Below are 16,215 nucleotides of genomic sequence, written 5' to 3'. Positions count from 1 at the left end.
CGGCCCGATCCACGCCCCCTTCACCCGTCCGAGTGGCGGAGTTATCCACATCCGCGCCGTCGTCCACCGAAGCACGCCGTGCCCTTCTGCCCGTCCGGCGATCGCCGTACCGTGAGTCACGCAAGGCGCAGCCGTCGGCCTCAAGGGGCTCGGACAACTCGCCGTGGATTGAGGGGGATTCGCATGTCGGGGGAAGCAGGGGCAAGGCTCCGGCGCGACGCGATCGGGCTGCGCGAGGTGCTGATGCGGCGTCATCCCGGGCGAATAGCCGACACCTCCCGCGCCCACCTCGCCGAACCCGCCCCCACCGATCCCGCGCAGAACGGAGCGACACACCGATGAGCGACCCCCGGATCCTGACCGTCCGGCCCGAACCGGGCGAGTACGCCTGGACGTTCGGCGGTGCACCGCCCGTGGCACGCATCGCGCCGGGCACGGTTCTCGACCTGTACACGGAGGACTGCTTCGCCGGGCGGGTGCGGTCCGAGAAGGACCTGGTGTCCGAGGTGTGCGAGTTCCCGTTCCTCAATCCGCAGACCGGCCCGTTCCACGTCGAGGGCGCGGAGCCGGGCGACACCGTCGCCGTGCACTTCGTGTCGATCGAACCGGCGCGCGACTGGGCCGCGTCGACGACGGTCCCCCTGTTCGGCGCGCTCACCTCCACGCACGCCACGGCCACGCTGCAGCCGCCGCTGCCGGAGACCGTGTGGATCTGGCAGCTCGACCTCACCCGGCGCACCGTGCTGTTCCGGGCGCACGACAGTGACATCGAGGCCGAGCTGCCCCTCGACCCCATGCACGGCACGGTGGGCGTCGCGCCGGCCAACCTGGAGGTCCGCTCCGCGCTGGTGCCCGACGCGCACGGCGGCAACATGGACACGCCCGAGATGCGGGCCGGCGTCACCTGCTATCTCGGGGTCAACGTGGAAGGAGCGCTGCTCAGCCTCGGCGACGGGCACGCCCGGCAGGGCGAGGGCGAGACCTGCGGGGTCGCCGTCGAGTGCGCCATGAACACCGTGGTGATCGTCGAGCTGCTCAAGGGAGTGGCCACGCCCTGGCCGCGCATCGAGTCGGACACGCACATCATCTCGACGGGCTCGGCCCGTCCGCTCGAGGACGCCTTCCGGATCTCGCAGCTCGACCTGGTGCAGTGGCTGGTGCGCGACTACGGGTTCGGTGAGCTGGACGCGTACCAGTTCGCGACGCAGGCGGTGGAATCGCCGTTGGCCAACGTGTGCGACACCAACTACACGTGCGTGGCGAAGATCCGCAAGCAGTGGCTGCCCGAGCGCGAGACTTACCGCGGGATGCACGCCCGGCTTCGGGAGACCGCCGCCCCGCTGCCGCACTGAGCAGGCCCACCTCGTCCCCCCACACGAAAGGCACGGCTCGATGGAGCGAGCAAGACCCGGCACCTCAAGAAGACGGTTCCTCAAAGGGGCCGCGCTGGCCGCCGTTCCGTACGTCCTGCTGCCCGACGCTCGGGCAGATGCCAAGGTCCAGGCCGTCGACTACCCGTCCGCGGAATGGCAGCCCGCTACGTCCGCCAACTACACGGCGTCCAACCGGCCCACGTCCTATCCGCTCGACTACGTGGTCATCCACGTCACCCAGGAGACCTACGCGGACACCCTCGCCATCTTCCAGAACTCCAAGAAGGCGGTGTCCGCGCACTATCTGGTGCGCTCGGCCGACGGGCACGTGGCGCAGTGCGTCCGGGAGAAGGACGTCGCCTGGCACGCCGGGAACTGGGACTACAACACGCGCAGCATCGGCATCGAACACGAGGGCTGGGTGGACCAGCCCGCCTACTTCACCGACGCCCTGTACGAGCAGTCGGCCAAGCTGACGGCGGCGGTCTGCACCAAGTACGGCATCCCGAAGGACCGGGCGCACATCATCGGCCACTACGAGGTGCCGGGGACGGACCACACCGATCCCGGGCCCAACTGGGACTGGACGCGGTTTATAAGGATGGTCAACTTCGCCTGAGCAAGGGGGGTCGGCGCCCGGGCCGGTACCTGGTGGTGCCGTGGCCGGTGCCCCGTCCGGTTGGCTCGACGCGAGGAAACCGGCGCCTCGTCCGGGTGATCGTGGTCGAAACGGTTGTCGGGGCGCGTACCCGGAGTGACGATGTCCTCAGCCGCATCGCTTTTCCGGGGAGGCCGAGTTGACCGATCCGTGGGTGGCCCTGGAGCCGGGGGCCGACCTCGCCGAACGCACACGGATGCTGCGCCGCGCGCACGAGACGTTCACCGAGGCGGGCACGGTGACCCGCCCGGTGCGTTCGGTGGTCGCCGAGTCGTGGCGGCGTTCGGCGCGGGCCGGAGTGGGGCCCGACGGACTGGCGGATGTGGACCTGATGGACGACGACCTCGGCGCCTACCGGGCCGAGCATCCGCTGGCGCGGGTGATGCCGCTGTTCCGGGAGCTGATGGGGACGTTCGCCGCCGACGGCGAGCACCTGCTGGCGGTGTGCGACGCGCACGGCAGGCTGCTGTGGGTCGAGGGGCATCCGACGACCAGGCGGCATGCGGGACGGATGAACTTCGTACCGGGTGCCCGGTGGGCGGAGACCGCGATGGGGACGAACGCGCCGGGGACCGCGGTCGCCGTGGACCGGCCGGTGCAGGTGTTCGCGGCCGAGCACTTCATCCGGCGGGTGCAGCCCTGGACCTGCGCGGCGGCCCCGGTGCACGATCCGCGGACCGGGCGGGTGCTCGGCGCCGTGGACATCACCGGTGGGGACGGGCTGGCGCATCCGCACAGCCTGGGTTTCGTGCAGGCGGTGGCGCGGGCCGCCGAGTCGCAGCTGGCGCTGCTCGTGCCGGAGCGGCCCGGCACCGACACGCCCGAACTGACCGTGCTGGGCCGCGACGAGGCCCAGCTGCGCATCGACGGACGCCGGATCCGGCTCAGCCGCCGGCACAGCGAGATCCTCGTCCTGCTGGCGCGGCGCCCGGAGGGACTGACCGGCGACGAGCTGCTGTGCGCGCTGTACGAGGACGAGTCGGTGACGCCGGTGACGTTGCGTGCCGAACTGGCCCGGCTGCGCAGGGTGCTGGGCCCGGGGCTGCTGGCCTCGCGACCCTACCGGCTGACGGTGCCGGTGGAGTGCGACGTCGCCGTGGTCGAGCGGCGGCTGGAGACAGGGGCGGTCACGGCGGCCGCGAGGGCGTACGCGGGACCACTGCTGCCCGGCTCGTACGCCCCGGCGGTGGTGCGGCTCAGGCACCGCCTGGCCGACGGACTGCGCACGGCGTTGATCGCCCGCCGTGACCCGGACCTCCTCGCGGACTGGGCGCACGCGCCCTGGGGCGAGGACGACCTCGACGTGTGGCGGGCGCTCGCCGCGGTCCGCCCGACGCCGGCGGTACGGTCGCGCCTCACGGCACTGGAGACGGAACTGGCGGCACCGACGGCCCGCCCGCGCTGACCCGCCGACAGGCGCCCCCGCCCCGCCTGGCCGCCCGGCAACGTGGTTGCAACGTCCCCGTCCCTAGCCTCCGCAGGAAAGCTGCCCAACGGCGGGCAGCGCTTCTGAAGGAGCACCAGCATGACCCGTTACGCGGCGCCCGGCACCGAGGGCGCGATCGTCTCCTACCAGGCGCGCTACGACCACTTCATCGGGGGCGAGTACGTGCCGCCGGCCCGGGGGCAGTACTTCGAGAACTCGTCCCCGGTGAACGGGCAGCCGTTCACCGAGATCGCGCGCGGCACCGCGGAGGACGTGGAACGGGCGCTCGACGCGGCGCACGCGGCGGCTCCGGCCTGGGGCCGTACGTCGATGACCCAGCGCTCCGACGTCCTGCTGAAGATCGCCGACCGTATGGAGGCCAACCTCGAGAAGCTGGCGGTCGCCGAGAGCTGGGAGAACGGCAAGCCGATCCGGGAGACGCTGGCCGCCGACATCCCGCTCGCGATCGACCACTTCCGTTACTTCGCGGGCGCGATCCGGGCGCAGGAGGGCTCGCTCGGCGAGGTCGACGAGGACACCGTGGCGTACCACTTCCACGAGCCGCTCGGGGTGGTCGCGCAGATCATCCCGTGGAACTTCCCGATCCTGATGGCGACCTGGAAGCTGGCACCTGCGCTGGCCGCGGGCAACGCGGTCGTGCTGAAGCCGGCCGAGCAGACCCCGGCGTCCATCCACTACTGGCTGAGCCTGGTCGCCGACCTGATCCCGCCGGGTGTGATCAACATCGTCAACGGCTTCGGCGTCGAGGCGGGCAAGCCGCTGGCGTCCAGCCCGCGGGTGGCGAAAGTGGCGTTCACCGGGGAGACCACGACCGGCCGGCTGATCATGCAGTACGCGTCGGAGAACATCACCCCGGTCACCCTCGAACTCGGCGGCAAGTCCCCGAACATCTTCTTCGAGGACGTCACGGCGGCCGACGACGTCTTCCGGGACAAGGCGCTCGAGGGCTTCACGATGTTCGCGCTCAACCAGGGCGAGGTGTGCACCTGCCCGTCCCGTGCGCTGGTGCAGCGCGGCCACTACGCCGAGTTCATGGAGGCGGCGGTCGCCCGGACCGAGCAGATCAAGACGGGCCACCCGCTGGACACGGACACGATGATCGGCGCGCAGGCCTCCAACGACCAGCTGGAGAAGATCCTCTCCTACCTGGACATCGGCCGCCAGGAGGGCGCGAAGATCCTCACCGGTGGCGAACGCATCGAGTACGACGGCGAGTTGAAGGGCGGCTACTACGTCCAGCCGACGATCTTCGAGGGCGACAACCGGATGCGGATCTTCCAGGAGGAGATCTTCGGGCCGGTCGTCTCCGTGACGTCGTTCGACGACTTCGACGACGCCATCAAGATCGCCAACGACACGCTGTACGGGCTCGGTGCGGGTGTGTGGACCCGTGACATCAACACGGCGTACCGGGCGGGCCGCGCGATCCAGGCGGGCCGCGTCTGGACGAACTGCTACCACGCCTACCCGGCGCACGCGGCGTTCGGCGGCTACAAGGGTTCGGGCATCGGGCGCGAGACGCACAAGATGATGCTGGAGCACTACCAGCAGACCAAGAACCTTCTGGTGTCGTACTCCCCGAAGAAGCTGGGCTTCTTCTAGAGACGCCGGGGAGGCGCCTGACCTGCCTGATTGCCGATGGCCGATCGCCGATCGCCGGCCAGCGTCAGGCGCCTTCCGGTTCTGCTCCCCCAGACCGGCCCGCCCTAGCTCGACGACCGCGCCAGCCTCGCCGCGACGGCGTCGAGGACCCACTCCAGGCCGGTCGCGAAGGACGTTTCGGCGTCCACGTCCGTGCCGTCGTGGACCGCCCTGCTCAGCGCCGGGAACCGCCCCGTGGCAAGCATCTTCGTCACGTGAGGACCGGAGGCGCGCTGCCATTCGCGCTTCGACAGGCCCGTGGCCCGCTCGGCGCGCACGCTCGCGATCTCGCGCCTGATCGCGCCGGTGAAGTAGGCGCTGACGGTCTCGACGGCGCGCATGACCGTGTCGATGTCGGCGAGACCGTCGAGGGCGGCCAGCGTGGCCTCGGTCACGGCGAGGCCGTTCGGGCCCAGGGTCGGGCGGCCGCCGAGCAGGTCGGCCAGCCATTCGTGCCGGAGTGCGGTCTGCCTGGTGCGGTGGGCGAGCGTGCTCAGTGCCTCCCGCCAGTCATCGGGCGGTTCCTCGGGGAGAATCTCGCCCTGGACCTCGTCCACCATGAGGTCGAACAGCTCTTGCTTGGTGGAGATGTAGCCGTAGAGCCGCATCGGGCCGGCATTGAGCCGGGCGGCGACCTTGCGCAGCGACACCGCCTCCAGCCCGCCCTCGTCGGCCAGCGCGATGGCGGCGGCGACGATCCGCTCCCGATCGAGCGGTGCCGGGCGAGCCGGCGGCTCGGGCCGGTCCCAGACAGTCATGATCACACCGTTCTGTTGCTTGCGGTGCATCGTAAGCGAGAAATACAGTGTATCGGCATGAGACATCGTATCGCCGTGGTCGGAAGCGGCCCCGCCGGACTCACCTTCGCCCGCGTACTGCACCGCCACGGGCACCCCGCCACCGTCTTCGAGCGCGACCCCTCCCCCGACGGCCGTCCTCCGGGCGGCACGCTGGACCTGCACGAGGGGCTGGGTCAGCTCGCGATGGACAAGGCGGGACTGCTGGCGGAGTTCCAGGCGCTGTCCCGCCCCGAGGGGCAGGCCATGCGCATCCTCGACACGGACGGCACCGTCCTGCGCGACTGGCGACCGCGCCCGGACGAGCGGGCCAATCCCGAGATCGACCGCGGGCAACTCCGTGACCTGCTGCTCGGCCCGCTCGAAGTCCAGTGGGGGCGGGGCGTGGCGCAGGTGACGCCGGGGACCGGGAGCGGCGCGCTGGTCCATTTCGCGGACGGGCGGCAGGAGGCGTTCGACCTCGTCGTCGGCGCGGACGGCGCCTGGTCCCGGGTCCGTCCCGCCGTGTCACCGGTGACGCCGCACTACACCGGCGTCACGTCGGTGGAGACCTCCCTGGACGAGGTCGACTCCCGCCACCCCGACCTCGCCCGGCTGATCGGCGACGGCTCCGTGGCCGTGTACGGCATGAACCGAAAGCTCGTCGCCCAGCGCAACAGCGGCGGCCACGTGAAGGTGTACGCCCAGTTCCGCGCGCCGCTGGACTGGCACGGGGACCTGGACCTGGCCGACGCCGAGGCGGTGCGAGCGAGCCTGCTGGCGCTGTTCGACGGCTGGGCCGCCCCCGTTCTCGAACTCCTGCGCCGCGGCGCCGCTTTCGCCCACCGCCCCTTGTACGTCCTGCCCGTCTCCCACACCTGGGCCCACACCTCGGGGGTGACGCTCCTGGGCGATGCCGCGCATCTCATGCCCCCGCTGGGGGCGGGTGCGAACCTCGCCATGCTGGAGGGCGCCGAACTCGCCGAGGCCATCGCCACGGGCTCCCAGGACCTGGACGAGACCGTCCGCGCCTTCGAGGAACGGATGTGGGCCCGGGCCGAGCGGTGGGCGAGGATCACGACGGCCGGCCTGGAACGCCTGGTGAGCGCGGACCCCGCCGAAGCCCTCGCCCTCTTCGAAGAGGTCCAGCCATCCTGACCACCCCGCGCGTGGGACGTGCGGGTCTTCGTGGGAGAGAGCGGCGACAGCGACGGGTAGAACCCTCCTCAGTCCTCGGCCGTCCGCTGAGTCCAGGTCCAGGCGTACTGCAGCCAGTCCGCCATCGTGACGGCCCCGAGTCCCGCGCAGATCAGCCGGGTGGCGCGGGGGACGACGGTGTATCCGCACACCAGCACGCCGGCTGCCCAGACGGAGGCGCAGAACGGGCAGGTCACCAGGTCGCCGACGGCGCGGTGCACGCCGTGCCCGCGCGGTTCGTCCATGACCTCGGGGCCCTCGCCCTCGCCGCTGCGGCGGGCGAACGGTGCCCGGACGAAGCTGGTGATCTCGTCCTTGGTCAGCAGCCTGGACGCCTTGTAGGTCGCCGCGCCCAGGAGAGCGACGTCCCAGGGCGGAACCTCGCGGGGCGGCCGGATCCCGCGCCGCCGTACGAAGGCGGCGAAGCCGGTGACGCCGGCCGTGAAGGCGGCGGCGAGGGTGGCGTAACCCGCGAGAGGGGTGCCTCCGTCGTCGTACTGCGAGGCCTGCCCTGTCATGGAACCTCCCTGGACCGCCCGTGCTCCCTGCGTCGGGCGCGCCCCGGGTTCCCACCGCGGTGCAGGTCACACGCGGGCTCGGGACACGGGCTCACCGTCGCCCCTCCCCCGCGCGCCACCCACCGCAGGTTCAGCCGATCTCGACCAGCAGGTCGCCGCCCTCCACCTGCTGGATCCGGTTGATCGCCAGCCGGTTCACCCGTCCCGCGCGGGACGCGGTGATCGCGGCCTCCATCTTCATCGCCTCGATCGTGGCCACGGTCGCCCCCGCGTCCACCTCGTCGCCCTCGGCGACCGCGAGGGTGACCACACCGGCGAACGGGGCCGCCACATGGCCGGGGTTGGACCGGTCGGCCTTCTCGGTGACCGGGACGTCCGAGGCGGCGGCCTTGTCGCGCACCTGGATCGGCCGAAGCTGGCCGTTCAGGGTGGACATCACGGTGCGCATGCCGCGCTCGTCGGCCTCGCCGACGGCCTCCAGCTCGATGAGCAGCCGGACGCCGGGTTCGAGGTCGACGGCGTACTCCTTGCCCGGGCGCAGACCGTAGAAGAAGTCCTTGCTGTCCAGGACGCTGGTGTCGCCGTAGGCCTGGCGGTGGGTGTCGAACTCGCGCGTCGGGCCGGGGAACAGCAGCCGGTTGAGGGTGGCGCGGGGCTCCTTGGCCAGGCCCTCGCGGTCCTCCGGTGTCAGCTCCTGCACCGGCTTGGCCTCGGCGCGGCCCTCGAGCGCCTTGCTGCGGAAGGGCTCCGGCCAGCCGCCGGGCGGGGTGCCCAGCTCGCCGCGCAGGAAGCCGATCACCGAGTCGGGGATGTCGAACCTGTTCGGCGTCGCCTCGAAGTCCTCCGGGGTGACGTCGGCGCCGACGAGGTGCAGGGCGAGGTCACCGACCACCTTGGACGACGGGGTGACCTTGACCAGCCGGCCGAGCATGCGGTCGGCGGCCGCGTACATCGACTCGATCTCCTCGAAGCGGTCGCCGAGGCCGAGCGCGACGGCCTGGGTGCGCAGGTTGGAGAGCTGGCCGCCGGGGATCTCGTGGTGGTAGACGCGCCCGGTCGGGGAGGCGAGGCCCGCCTCGAAGGGGGCGTAGATCTTGCGGACGCTCTCCCAGTACGGCTCCAGGTCGCCGACGGCCTGGAGGTCGAGGCCGGTGGGCCGCTCGGAGTGGTCGGTGGCGGCGACGATCGCGGACAGGGACGGCTGGGAGGTCGTACCGGCCATCGAGGCGACCGCGCCGTCCACCGCGTCGGCGCCCGCCTGGATCGCGGCGAGGTAGGTGGCGAGCTGGCCGCCCGCCGTGTCGTGGGTGTGCAGGTGGACCGGCAGGTCGAACTCGCGGCGCAGCGCGGAGACGAGCTTCGCGGCGGCGGGGGCGCGCAGCAGACCGGCCATGTCCTTGATCGCGAGGATGTGCGCGCCGGCCGCGACGATCTGCTCGGCCAGCCGCAGGTAGTAGTCCAGCGTGTACAGGCGCTCGTTCGGGTCGGACAGGTCGGAGGTGTAGCAGAGGGCGACCTCGGCGACCGCGGTGCCCGTGTCGCGTACGGCGTCGATGGCGGGGCGCATCTGGCCGACGTCGTTGAGGGCGTCGAAGATGCGGAAGATGTCGATGCCGGTGGCGGCGGCCTCGTGCACGAAGGCGTCGGTGACCTCCGTCGGGTACGGGGTGTAGCCGACGGTGTTGCGGCCGCGCAGCAGCATCTGCAGGCAGAGGTTGGGGACGGCCTCGCGCAGGGCGGCCAGCCGTTCCCAGGGGTCCTCGGCGAGGAAGCGCAGGGCGACGTCGTACGTCGCTCCGCCCCAGCACTCCAGGGAGAGCAGCTCGGGCAGTGTGCGGGCGACCACCGGTGCCACGGCCAGCAGGTCCTTCGTGCGCACGCGGGTGGCGAGCAGCGACTGGTGGGCGTCGCGGAAGGTGGTGTCGGTGATGCCGATCGTCGGCGACTCGCGCAGGGCGCGGGCGAAGCCCTCGGGGCCGAGTGCGACGAGCTTCTGGCGGGAGCCGGCCGGGGGCTCACCGGCCGGCAGAGCGGGCAGCTTGGTGACGGGGTCGATCAGCTCGGGCCGCTCGCCGTGCGGCTTGTTGACCGTGATGTCGGCGAGGTAGGTGAGCAGCTTGGTGCCGCGGTCGGCCGAGGAGCGCGCGGTCAGCAGGTGCGGGCGCTCCTCGATGAACGACGTCGTCACCCGCCCGGCCTGGAAGTCCGGGTCGTCCAACACGGCTTGCAGGAAGGGGATGTTGGTGGCCACACCGCGGATGCGGAACTCGGCGACCGCGCGCCGGGCCCGGCCGATGGCGGCCTTGAAGTCCCGCCCCCGGCAGGTGAGTTTGACCAGCATCGAGTCGAAGTGCGCGCTGATCTCCGTACCGGCGTGGGTGGTTCCGCCGTCGAGGCGGATTCCGGAGCCGCCGGGCGAGCGGTAGGCGCTGATGCGGCCGATGTCCGGGCGGAAGCCGTTGGCGGGGTCCTCGGTGGTGATACGGCACTGCAGGGCCGCGCCGTGCAGCTTGACCGTGTCCTGGGAGAGGCCGAGGTCGGCGAGGGTCTGGCCGGAGGCGATGCGCAGCTGGGCCTGGACGAGGTCGACGTCGGTGACCTCCTCGGTGACCGTGTGCTCGACCTGGATGCGCGGGTTCATCTCGATGAAGACGTGGTTGCCGTCGCGGTCGAGGAGGAACTCGACGGTGCCGGCGTTGCGGTAGCCGATCTCGCGTGCGAAGCGGACCGCGTCGGCACAGATCCGGTCGCGCAGCTCCGGGTCGAGGTTGGGCGCGGGCGCCATCTCGATGACCTTCTGGTGGCGGCGCTGGAGGGAGCAGTCGCGTTCGAAGAGGTGGATGACGTTGCCCTCGCCGTCGGCGAGGATCTGCACCTCGATGTGGCGGGGGTCGACGACGGCCTTCTCCAGGAAGACGGTCGGGTCGCCGAACGCCGAGGCGGCCTCGCGGGACGCGGCCTCGATGGACTCGCGGAGCTGGGCCGGGTCCTCGACGCGGCGCATGCCGCGCCCGCCGCCGCCCGCGACCGCCTTCACGAAGACCGGGAAGCCGATCTCCTCGGCGGCGCGGACGAGTTCGTCGACGTCGTTGGAGGGCTCGGAGGAGCCGAGCACGGGCACGCCGGCCGCGCGGGCGGCGGCCACGGCTCGGGCCTTGTTGCCGGTGAGCTCCAGCGTCTGCGCGTTCGGCCCGACGAAGGTGATGCCCGCCTCCTCGCAGGCTTTGGCCAGCTCGGGGTTCTCCGACAGGAAGCCGTAGCCCGGGTAGACGGCGTCCGCGCCGGCCCTGCGCGCGGCGCGGACGATCTCCTCGACCGACAGGTAGGCCCGCACGGGGTGGCCGGGCTGGCCGATCTCGTAGGCCTCGTCGGCCTTGAGCCGGTGCAACGAGTTGCGGTCCTCGTGCGGGAAGACGGCGACCGTCCGCGCGCCCAGCTCATAGCCGGCGCGGAACGCCCTGATCGCGATCTCACCACGGTTGGCGACCAGCACCTTGCGGAACATCACCGCTCCCTTCAGCCTGCCGACGAACGTCCCCCATGGTGTCGGTGCCATGCGCCCGTGGCCATGTGACCCGGGCCACTCAGGGGGTGATTTTCGTGGCCGCCTTGTTGATCGCCTCGCGGATGCGGGCGTAGGTGCCGCAGCGGCAGACGTTCTCGATGCCGTCGATGTCGTCGTCGGTGGGGTGGGGTGTCTTCTTCAGCAGGGCGACGACGGCCATGATCTGCCCGGGCTGGCAGAAGCCGCACTGGGAGACGTCGCAGTCGAGCCAGGCCTGCTGCACGGGGTGCAGGGTGTCGCCGTCGGCCAGGCCCTCGATGGTGGTGACCTTCCGGTCCGCGCAGTCCTTGACCTTGACGACGCAGGGCTGGATCTCCTCGCCGTCGAGGTGGCTGGTGCAGGCCCGGCAGACGCCGACGCCGCAGCCGTACTTGGGGCCGGTGACGTGCAGCAGGTCGCGCAGCACCCACAGCAGCGGCATGTCGGGCGGGGCCTCGACGGTGACCTTCTCGCCGTTGAGGACGAAGGAGTAGGACGGCATCGGCACCTTCTCGAAGGGGTTCAGAAGTTCAGCGGGAAGCGGCGGGGTCTGGTGCCGGTCGCCCGGGCGTAGGCGTTGGCGACGGCTCCGGAGGCGGCGGGTACGCCGAGTTCGCCCGCGCCGCCGGGCTCGGCCGTGGACGGCATGATGTGTGCCTCGAAGTGCAGCGGGGCGTGCCGTTGGCGGGCCCAGTGGAAGTCGGCGAAGCTGCCCTCGCGCACGGCGCCCCGGTCGATGTGCAGCCCGGCGCTGAGCACCGTGGAGATCCCGTCGACGGCGGTTCCCATGAGCTGGGCCTGGAGGCCGCGCGGGTTGACTGCGGTGCCGACGTCGGCGGCCATCACCACCTTGACGACCCGTGGTTTCCTCGGGTCGGTGGCGTCGATCTCGGCGAGGCAGGCCACGCAGGACCCGTACTCCTCGTGGACGGCGACGCCCTGTCCGTGTCCGGCGGGCAGCGGCGCGTTCCAGCTCCCCGCTTGGGCGACCTTGTCGAGTACGGCCCTGACGGCCTTGCTCCGCAGGGTCGTACGGCGGAACGCGACCGGGTCGACGCCCAGGCTGTCGGCGATCTCGTCGACGAGGATCTCCTCCGCGGTGCGCATCGTCCCGGAGTCCACCGAGCGCCAGGCGCCGACCGGCATCGCGAGTTCGACGCCGCCCGAATCCCCGGACAGGCGGCCGAAGTTGTACAGCCCGGAGTCGCTGGGGGCGGGGCGGGCCGCCGGCCGGACGAAGAGCGCCTGCTCGGCGCCGCCCTTCCGCCCGTACGACTCGTTCACCGAGGCCATGGCGTGGGCGAAGGCGATGACCCGGCCGTCCTTGTGGCTGGCGCGGACGCGGTGATGGGTGGCCGGGCGCATCCGGCCGTGGCGGGTGTCGTCGTTGCGGCTCCACATGAGCTTGACCGGCCGGCCGGCCGCCTTGGAGATCAGGGCGGCCTCGACGGCGGCCTCATGGGTCAGCCGCCGTCCGAAGGAGCCGCCGCCGCGCATGACGTGGACCGTGACCGCGGAGGCCGGCAGGCCGACCGCGGAGGCGATGTCGTCGCGGGCCCCCATGGGGCCCTGGGCGGAGAACCACATCTCGGCCCGGTGCGCGCGCACGTCCGCGATCGCGGTGAGCACCTCCATCGGGGCGTGGCTGACGAAGGCGAACTCGAACTCGCCCTCGACCTGCTTCGACCCGCGCGGCGGCGAACCGAGCGCGGGGACGGCGGCCTTGAGCTTGGAGCGGATGCCCGCGTCGGACAGGGAGCCCAGCGGACCGGGCGCCCACTTGATCTTCAGGGCGTCGCGGGCCTGGAAGGCGTGGTGGAAGGTCTCGGCCACGACGGCGATCCCGCCGGGAACCCGTGCGACCGAGTGGACGCCCGGCATGGCGCGGGCGGCCCGGTCGTCGACCGAGACCGGCCTGCCCCCGAGCGTCGGCGGTCTGGCCACGACCGTCGGCTTCGCCCCGGCCACGTGCAGGTCGCCGGCGTAGGTGGCCCTGCCGGTGACGATGTCGCGGCCGTCGACGCGGTTGGTGGGCCTGCCGATCAGCCGGTGCCGGGAGGCCGGCTTGGGCCGGTCGGACACGGAGGTGCGGCGCACGCGGGCGGCGCTCGCACTGAGCGAGCCGAAGGTGGCGGTGCGGCCGTCCGGGGCGATGACCTGGGTGTCCTTGGTGCGCAGGCTCCAGGCGGGGACGCGCCAACGCCGGGCGGCCGCGGTCACCAGGCGCGCGCGTGCCGTGGCCGCCAGCCGGCGGGCCGGGTCGTACAGCGAGCGGACGGAGTCCGAGCCGCCCGTGTTCTGGTTGCCCTTGGTCCGGGCGTCGGCAAGGGGGATGTGGACGTCGGCGAGGCGGGCGTCCAGCTCCTCGGCGATCATCATGGCGACGGCGGTCGTGATGCCCTGGCCGACCTCGACCCGGGGCAGCCGTACGACCACCTTGTTCTCCCGGGTGACTTCCAGGACCAGCATCTCCTCGTCGGTGCCCGTCACCACCGTGTCGGCCGGCGGGCGGGCGGGCTCGGACCCCTGGGCCGTGGACGTGTCGCAGCCTAGCGGGGCGGCCACGGTGAGGGTGGCCGTGGACAGGGAGTACACCATGAACCGGCGGCGGGAAACCGTGCGCGGTCCGGCGGCGGAGGCCTCGATGCCGTCCAACAGACACACCTCGATCGTGTCGGCCACTACGTCAACCGATAGGAGGGGTTGGCCGCCCTGTGGGTTCCCTCTGCGCCACCGGCGACTCGGCGGCGACTCCTGACCCACGGAATACTGGCCGATCATGAAGACCGTCGAATCCCTTGTCCGGCAGCGCACCGACCACGATCTCGATGCCTGTGTGGCGGCCCTCGGCGCGGTGCACCGGCACAGCGGCTATCCGGTCAACTGGCCCGCGGATCCCGCGCGCTGGCTCACCCCGAGCTCGATGGAGGCCGCCTGGGTGGCCGAACTCGACGGCCGTGTCGTCGGGCACGTGGAGCTGTCGCGGCCCGACGGCGGGGACGTGGCTCCCGGCCTGTGGAGCGCCCGCGCCGGGGTCGGCGTGGAGGACACCGCCGTCGTGGGCCGCCTGTTCGTGTCGCCCACCGCGCACGGACACGGACTCGGCGGCGCCCTGATGGCCCGGGCCGTCGCAGAGGCCCGGGCGCGCGGGCTGCATCCGGTGCTCGACGTCGTCGTCTCCAACACGGCGGCGACGGCCCTGTACGAGCGGCTCGGCTGGGAGCTGCTGGCCGTGGTGGAACAGCGCTGGGCGCCTGACCAGTCGGTGTCCCTGGGGTGTTGGGCCGCTCCCTAGCCACCGCGGTCGCGCAACCCTCAGCCACCGCGGTCGCGCAACCCTCTCGCAACCTTGTCCGTGGTGCCCTGAACGGCATGGACGAGGAGATCCCGCGCGTCGAACTCACCCCGATCGCTGCCGACCTGCTGCGAGCCCTGCGTGCCACGCACGGCCCGCTGATGTTCCATCAGTCCGGCGGCTGCTGCGACGGCAGCGCGCCCATGTGCTACCCGGAGGGCGAGTTCCGCACCGGTGACTCCGACGTGCTGCTGGCGGAGCTGGAGGTGGAGGGGGTCCCGGAGCCGGTGACGTTCTGGATGTCGCGCAGCCAGTACGAGGCCTGGAGCCACACGCGGCTGATCGTGGACGTCGTGACCGGTCGCGGCAGCGGTTTCTCGCTGGAGGCACCCGAGGGGGTGCGTTTTCTCACCCGTTCTCGCGTAGTCGACGCGTAGTCGCTGCGCGGACCACCGCGGTCTGCTGCACTTCCCCTGAGAGTTTGGAGAGTTGACGAGACCTCAGGGGGCAGAGTGACGCGTCGTCAGAAGCGTTCCACGGCACACAGATCCGCACTCTCGTTCGTCACGGTACTGGGCACGCTGGCCGGTGCCGCCCTGGTGGGGGCGGCACCGGCCGGTGCCGTACCCACGGCCGCCGCGATCGCGCGCGGTGTCACCTACCGGCAGTTCGACATCCAGGGAAGCAAGGGGCCGGCCCACGCTCACCTGCTCACGGTCGACCTGCGCGATCCGCACGTACGACTCGGCCTGCTGTATCCGGGGGCGGTCGCCGCCCGGGCCCCGGTCTCCCGGCTGGCCGACGCGCAGGGCGCCGTCGCGGGCGTCAACGGCGACTTCTTCAACATCTCGGAGACCCAGCACCCGGGCGTCGAGGCCACCGGTGCCACCGACGGGCCGGCGATCGCCGCCGAGCACGTCCTGAAGGCGGCGGTGCCCGACGGGCAGCGCTTCGGCCCGGCGCTGCCGCCCGGCACCAGCACCCAGGACGTGTTCGGTGTGGGCGTCGACCGCAGGGCCCGGCTGGACGGCCTGGCCCTCGAAGGCACCATCCGCACTCCGGCCGGACACCTGCCGCTGGGCGGCCTCAACCAGTTCGCGCTGCCCGAGAACTCGATCGGCGCGTTCACCTCGGACTGGGGCGCGGTCTCCCGGATCCGCGCGACCTGCGGCACGGACACCGACCGGGGCGCCGCGTGCAGCACGGACACCTACGAGGTCACCGTCCGGCACGGCCGGGTCGTGGCGGTGGCCGACACCCCGGGCCGGGGCACCGTGGCCGCGGGCACCACGGTACTCGTCGGCCGGGAGGAGGGCGCCCGGCAGCTGCGGAAGTTCACCGTGGGCGAGCCGGTGAAGGTGACGCACCGCCTGGTCGCGGCCCACTCCAAGGTCCCCTACCGCTTCGCTCTCGGCGGCTATCCGGTCCTCAGGCGCGGTCAGCCGCTGCCCGGACTGGACGGCACCACCTCGGCCGTACGCACGGCCGTCGGCATCGCGGGCGGCGGCAGACGGCTGCTGCTGTTCGCGCTGGACGGCGCCACCGACTACCGCAAGGGTCTGACGATCGCCGAAGTGGCTTCAGAAATGCGGGAGTTGGGGGCCGCAGACGCGTTCAGCCTGGACGGCGGCGGCTCCACCACCCTGGTCGCGCGCGCTCCGGGCGCGAGCGCCGTGACCGTGCGCAACCATCCCTCCGGCGACGCCGAACGCCCGGTGCCGAACGGCATCGGCGTGTTCACGACGCCCTGACCGCGGCCGCCGGAC

The 16,215-nt window shown here is 72.1% G+C and carries 14 protein-coding genes; 9 read left to right on the top strand and 5 right to left on the bottom strand.

All coding sequences use genetic code 11. The features are described 5' to 3' along the window. Nucleotides 1-183 precede the first annotated feature (183 nt). From ACIGDI_RS05785 to ACIGDI_RS05765, 5 genes are all read left to right on the top strand, one after another. A complete protein-coding gene (locus ACIGDI_RS05785; protein ID WP_399890988.1) occupies nucleotides 184-342 on the top strand; it encodes a hypothetical protein in 159 nt (52 codons plus the stop codon). Continuing rightward, nucleotides 339-1,352 (top strand): acetamidase/formamidase family protein, encoded by a 1,014-nt coding sequence (locus ACIGDI_RS05780; RefSeq protein ID WP_399890985.1) that lies wholly within the window; start codon nucleotides 339-341, stop codon nucleotides 1,350-1,352. Before ACIGDI_RS05785 ends, ACIGDI_RS05780 begins: the two co-directional genes overlap by 4 nt. 40 nt (nucleotides 1,353-1,392) lie before the next feature. Beyond that, nucleotides 1,393-1,992 (top strand): N-acetylmuramoyl-L-alanine amidase, encoded by a 600-nt coding sequence (locus ACIGDI_RS05775; protein WP_399890982.1) that lies wholly within the window; start codon nucleotides 1,393-1,395, stop codon nucleotides 1,990-1,992. Between the two features lie 178 nt (nucleotides 1,993-2,170). Beyond that, nucleotides 2,171-3,436: a GAF domain-containing protein gene (locus tag ACIGDI_RS05770; RefSeq protein WP_399890979.1), complete on the top strand. Its 1,266-nt coding sequence runs from the start codon at nucleotides 2,171-2,173 to the stop codon at nucleotides 3,434-3,436. Nucleotides 3,437-3,556: 120 nt separating this feature from the next. Further along, entirely contained in the window at nucleotides 3,557-5,080 is a 1,524-nt protein-coding gene (locus tag ACIGDI_RS05765; protein ID WP_399890976.1) for an aldehyde dehydrogenase family protein, read from the top strand. Nucleotides 5,081-5,184: 104 nt separating this feature from the next. On the opposite strand, the gene ACIGDI_RS05760 is transcribed toward ACIGDI_RS05765, so the two are convergent. Next, on the bottom strand, nucleotides 5,185-5,877 hold the full coding sequence (locus ACIGDI_RS05760) for a TetR/AcrR family transcriptional regulator (RefSeq protein ID WP_399890974.1): 693 nt from the start codon (nucleotides 5,875-5,877) through the stop codon (nucleotides 5,185-5,187). Between the two features lie 57 nt (nucleotides 5,878-5,934). On the opposite strand from ACIGDI_RS05760, the gene ACIGDI_RS05755 reads away from it, so the two are divergent. After that, entirely contained in the window at nucleotides 5,935-7,053 is a 1,119-nt protein-coding gene (locus ACIGDI_RS05755) for an FAD-dependent oxidoreductase (RefSeq protein WP_399890971.1), read from the top strand. 68 nt (nucleotides 7,054-7,121) lie between these two features. Here ACIGDI_RS05755 and ACIGDI_RS05750 read toward each other — a convergent pair whose 3' ends face one another. The 4 genes from ACIGDI_RS05750 to ACIGDI_RS05735 form a co-directional block, all read right to left on the bottom strand. Beyond that, nucleotides 7,122-7,610, bottom strand: coding sequence for a DUF1360 domain-containing protein (locus ACIGDI_RS05750; RefSeq protein WP_399890968.1), 489 nt, complete (start codon nucleotides 7,608-7,610; stop codon nucleotides 7,122-7,124). Between the two features lie 130 nt (nucleotides 7,611-7,740). Beyond that, nucleotides 7,741-11,115, bottom strand: coding sequence for a pyruvate carboxylase (locus ACIGDI_RS05745; protein ID WP_399892941.1), 3,375 nt, complete (start codon nucleotides 11,113-11,115; stop codon nucleotides 7,741-7,743). 79 nt (nucleotides 11,116-11,194) lie between these two features. Further along, on the bottom strand, nucleotides 11,195-11,656 hold the full coding sequence (locus ACIGDI_RS05740) for a (2Fe-2S)-binding protein (RefSeq protein WP_399890965.1): 462 nt from the start codon (nucleotides 11,654-11,656) through the stop codon (nucleotides 11,195-11,197). A gap of 20 nt (nucleotides 11,657-11,676) precedes the next feature. Continuing rightward, nucleotides 11,677-13,752, bottom strand: coding sequence for a molybdopterin cofactor-binding domain-containing protein (locus ACIGDI_RS05735; RefSeq protein WP_399892938.1), 2,076 nt, complete (start codon nucleotides 13,750-13,752; stop codon nucleotides 11,677-11,679). 181 nt (nucleotides 13,753-13,933) lie between these two features. Here ACIGDI_RS05735 and ACIGDI_RS05730 point away from each other — a divergent pair, with 181 nt between their 5' ends. From ACIGDI_RS05730 to ACIGDI_RS05720, 3 genes are all read left to right on the top strand, one after another. After that, nucleotides 13,934-14,449 (top strand): GNAT family N-acetyltransferase, encoded by a 516-nt coding sequence (locus ACIGDI_RS05730; RefSeq protein ID WP_399890962.1) that lies wholly within the window; start codon nucleotides 13,934-13,936, stop codon nucleotides 14,447-14,449. A gap of 77 nt (nucleotides 14,450-14,526) precedes the next feature. Continuing rightward, nucleotides 14,527-14,886: a DUF779 domain-containing protein gene (locus tag ACIGDI_RS05725; protein ID WP_399890959.1), complete on the top strand. Its 360-nt coding sequence runs from the start codon at nucleotides 14,527-14,529 to the stop codon at nucleotides 14,884-14,886. 75 nt (nucleotides 14,887-14,961) lie between these two features. After that, nucleotides 14,962-16,200: a phosphodiester glycosidase family protein gene (locus ACIGDI_RS05720; protein WP_399890956.1), complete on the top strand. Its 1,239-nt coding sequence runs from the start codon at nucleotides 14,962-14,964 to the stop codon at nucleotides 16,198-16,200. Nucleotides 16,201-16,215 lie beyond the last annotated feature (15 nt).

Origin of the sequence: Streptomyces sp. NPDC085900, from assembly GCF_044540925.1 — a bacterium.
Lineage (GTDB): Bacteria > Actinomycetota > Actinomycetes > Streptomycetales > Streptomycetaceae > Streptomyces > Streptomyces gilvifuscus.
Note: the sequence above shows the minus strand (reverse complement) of the source record. Positions and strands in the feature narration are given on the sequence as shown.

What these genes read in the sequence shown, in the direction of transcription:
- ACIGDI_RS05785 (WP_399890988.1), top strand. Translation starts at nt 184, where the DNA reads ATGTCGGGGGAAGCAGGGGCAAGGCTCCGGCGCGACGCGATCGGGCTG.
- ACIGDI_RS05780 (WP_399890985.1), top strand. Translation starts at nt 339, where the DNA reads ATGAGCGACCCCCGGATCCTGACCGTCCGGCCCGAACCGGGCGAGTAC.
- ACIGDI_RS05775 (WP_399890982.1), top strand. Translation starts at nt 1,393, where the DNA reads ATGGAGCGAGCAAGACCCGGCACCTCAAGAAGACGGTTCCTCAAAGGG.
- ACIGDI_RS05765 (WP_399890976.1), top strand. Translation starts at nt 3,557, where the DNA reads ATGACCCGTTACGCGGCGCCCGGCACCGAGGGCGCGATCGTCTCCTAC.
- ACIGDI_RS05760 (WP_399890974.1), bottom strand. Translation starts at nt 5,877, where the DNA reads ATGACTGTCTGGGACCGGCCCGAGCCGCCGGCTCGCCCGGCACCGCTC.
- ACIGDI_RS05755 (WP_399890971.1), top strand. Translation starts at nt 5,935, where the DNA reads ATGAGACATCGTATCGCCGTGGTCGGAAGCGGCCCCGCCGGACTCACC.
- ACIGDI_RS05750 (WP_399890968.1), bottom strand. Translation starts at nt 7,610, where the DNA reads ATGACAGGGCAGGCCTCGCAGTACGACGACGGAGGCACCCCTCTCGCG.
- ACIGDI_RS05745 (WP_399892941.1), bottom strand. Translation starts at nt 11,115, where the DNA reads ATGTTCCGCAAGGTGCTGGTCGCCAACCGTGGTGAGATCGCGATCAGG.
- ACIGDI_RS05740 (WP_399890965.1), bottom strand. Translation starts at nt 11,656, where the DNA reads ATGCCGTCCTACTCCTTCGTCCTCAACGGCGAGAAGGTCACCGTCGAG.
- ACIGDI_RS05735 (WP_399892938.1), bottom strand. Translation starts at nt 13,752, where the DNA reads ATGGTGTACTCCCTGTCCACGGCCACCCTCACCGTGGCCGCCCCGCTA.
- ACIGDI_RS05730 (WP_399890962.1), top strand. Translation starts at nt 13,934, where the DNA reads ATGAAGACCGTCGAATCCCTTGTCCGGCAGCGCACCGACCACGATCTC.
- ACIGDI_RS05725 (WP_399890959.1), top strand. Translation starts at nt 14,527, where the DNA reads ATGGACGAGGAGATCCCGCGCGTCGAACTCACCCCGATCGCTGCCGAC.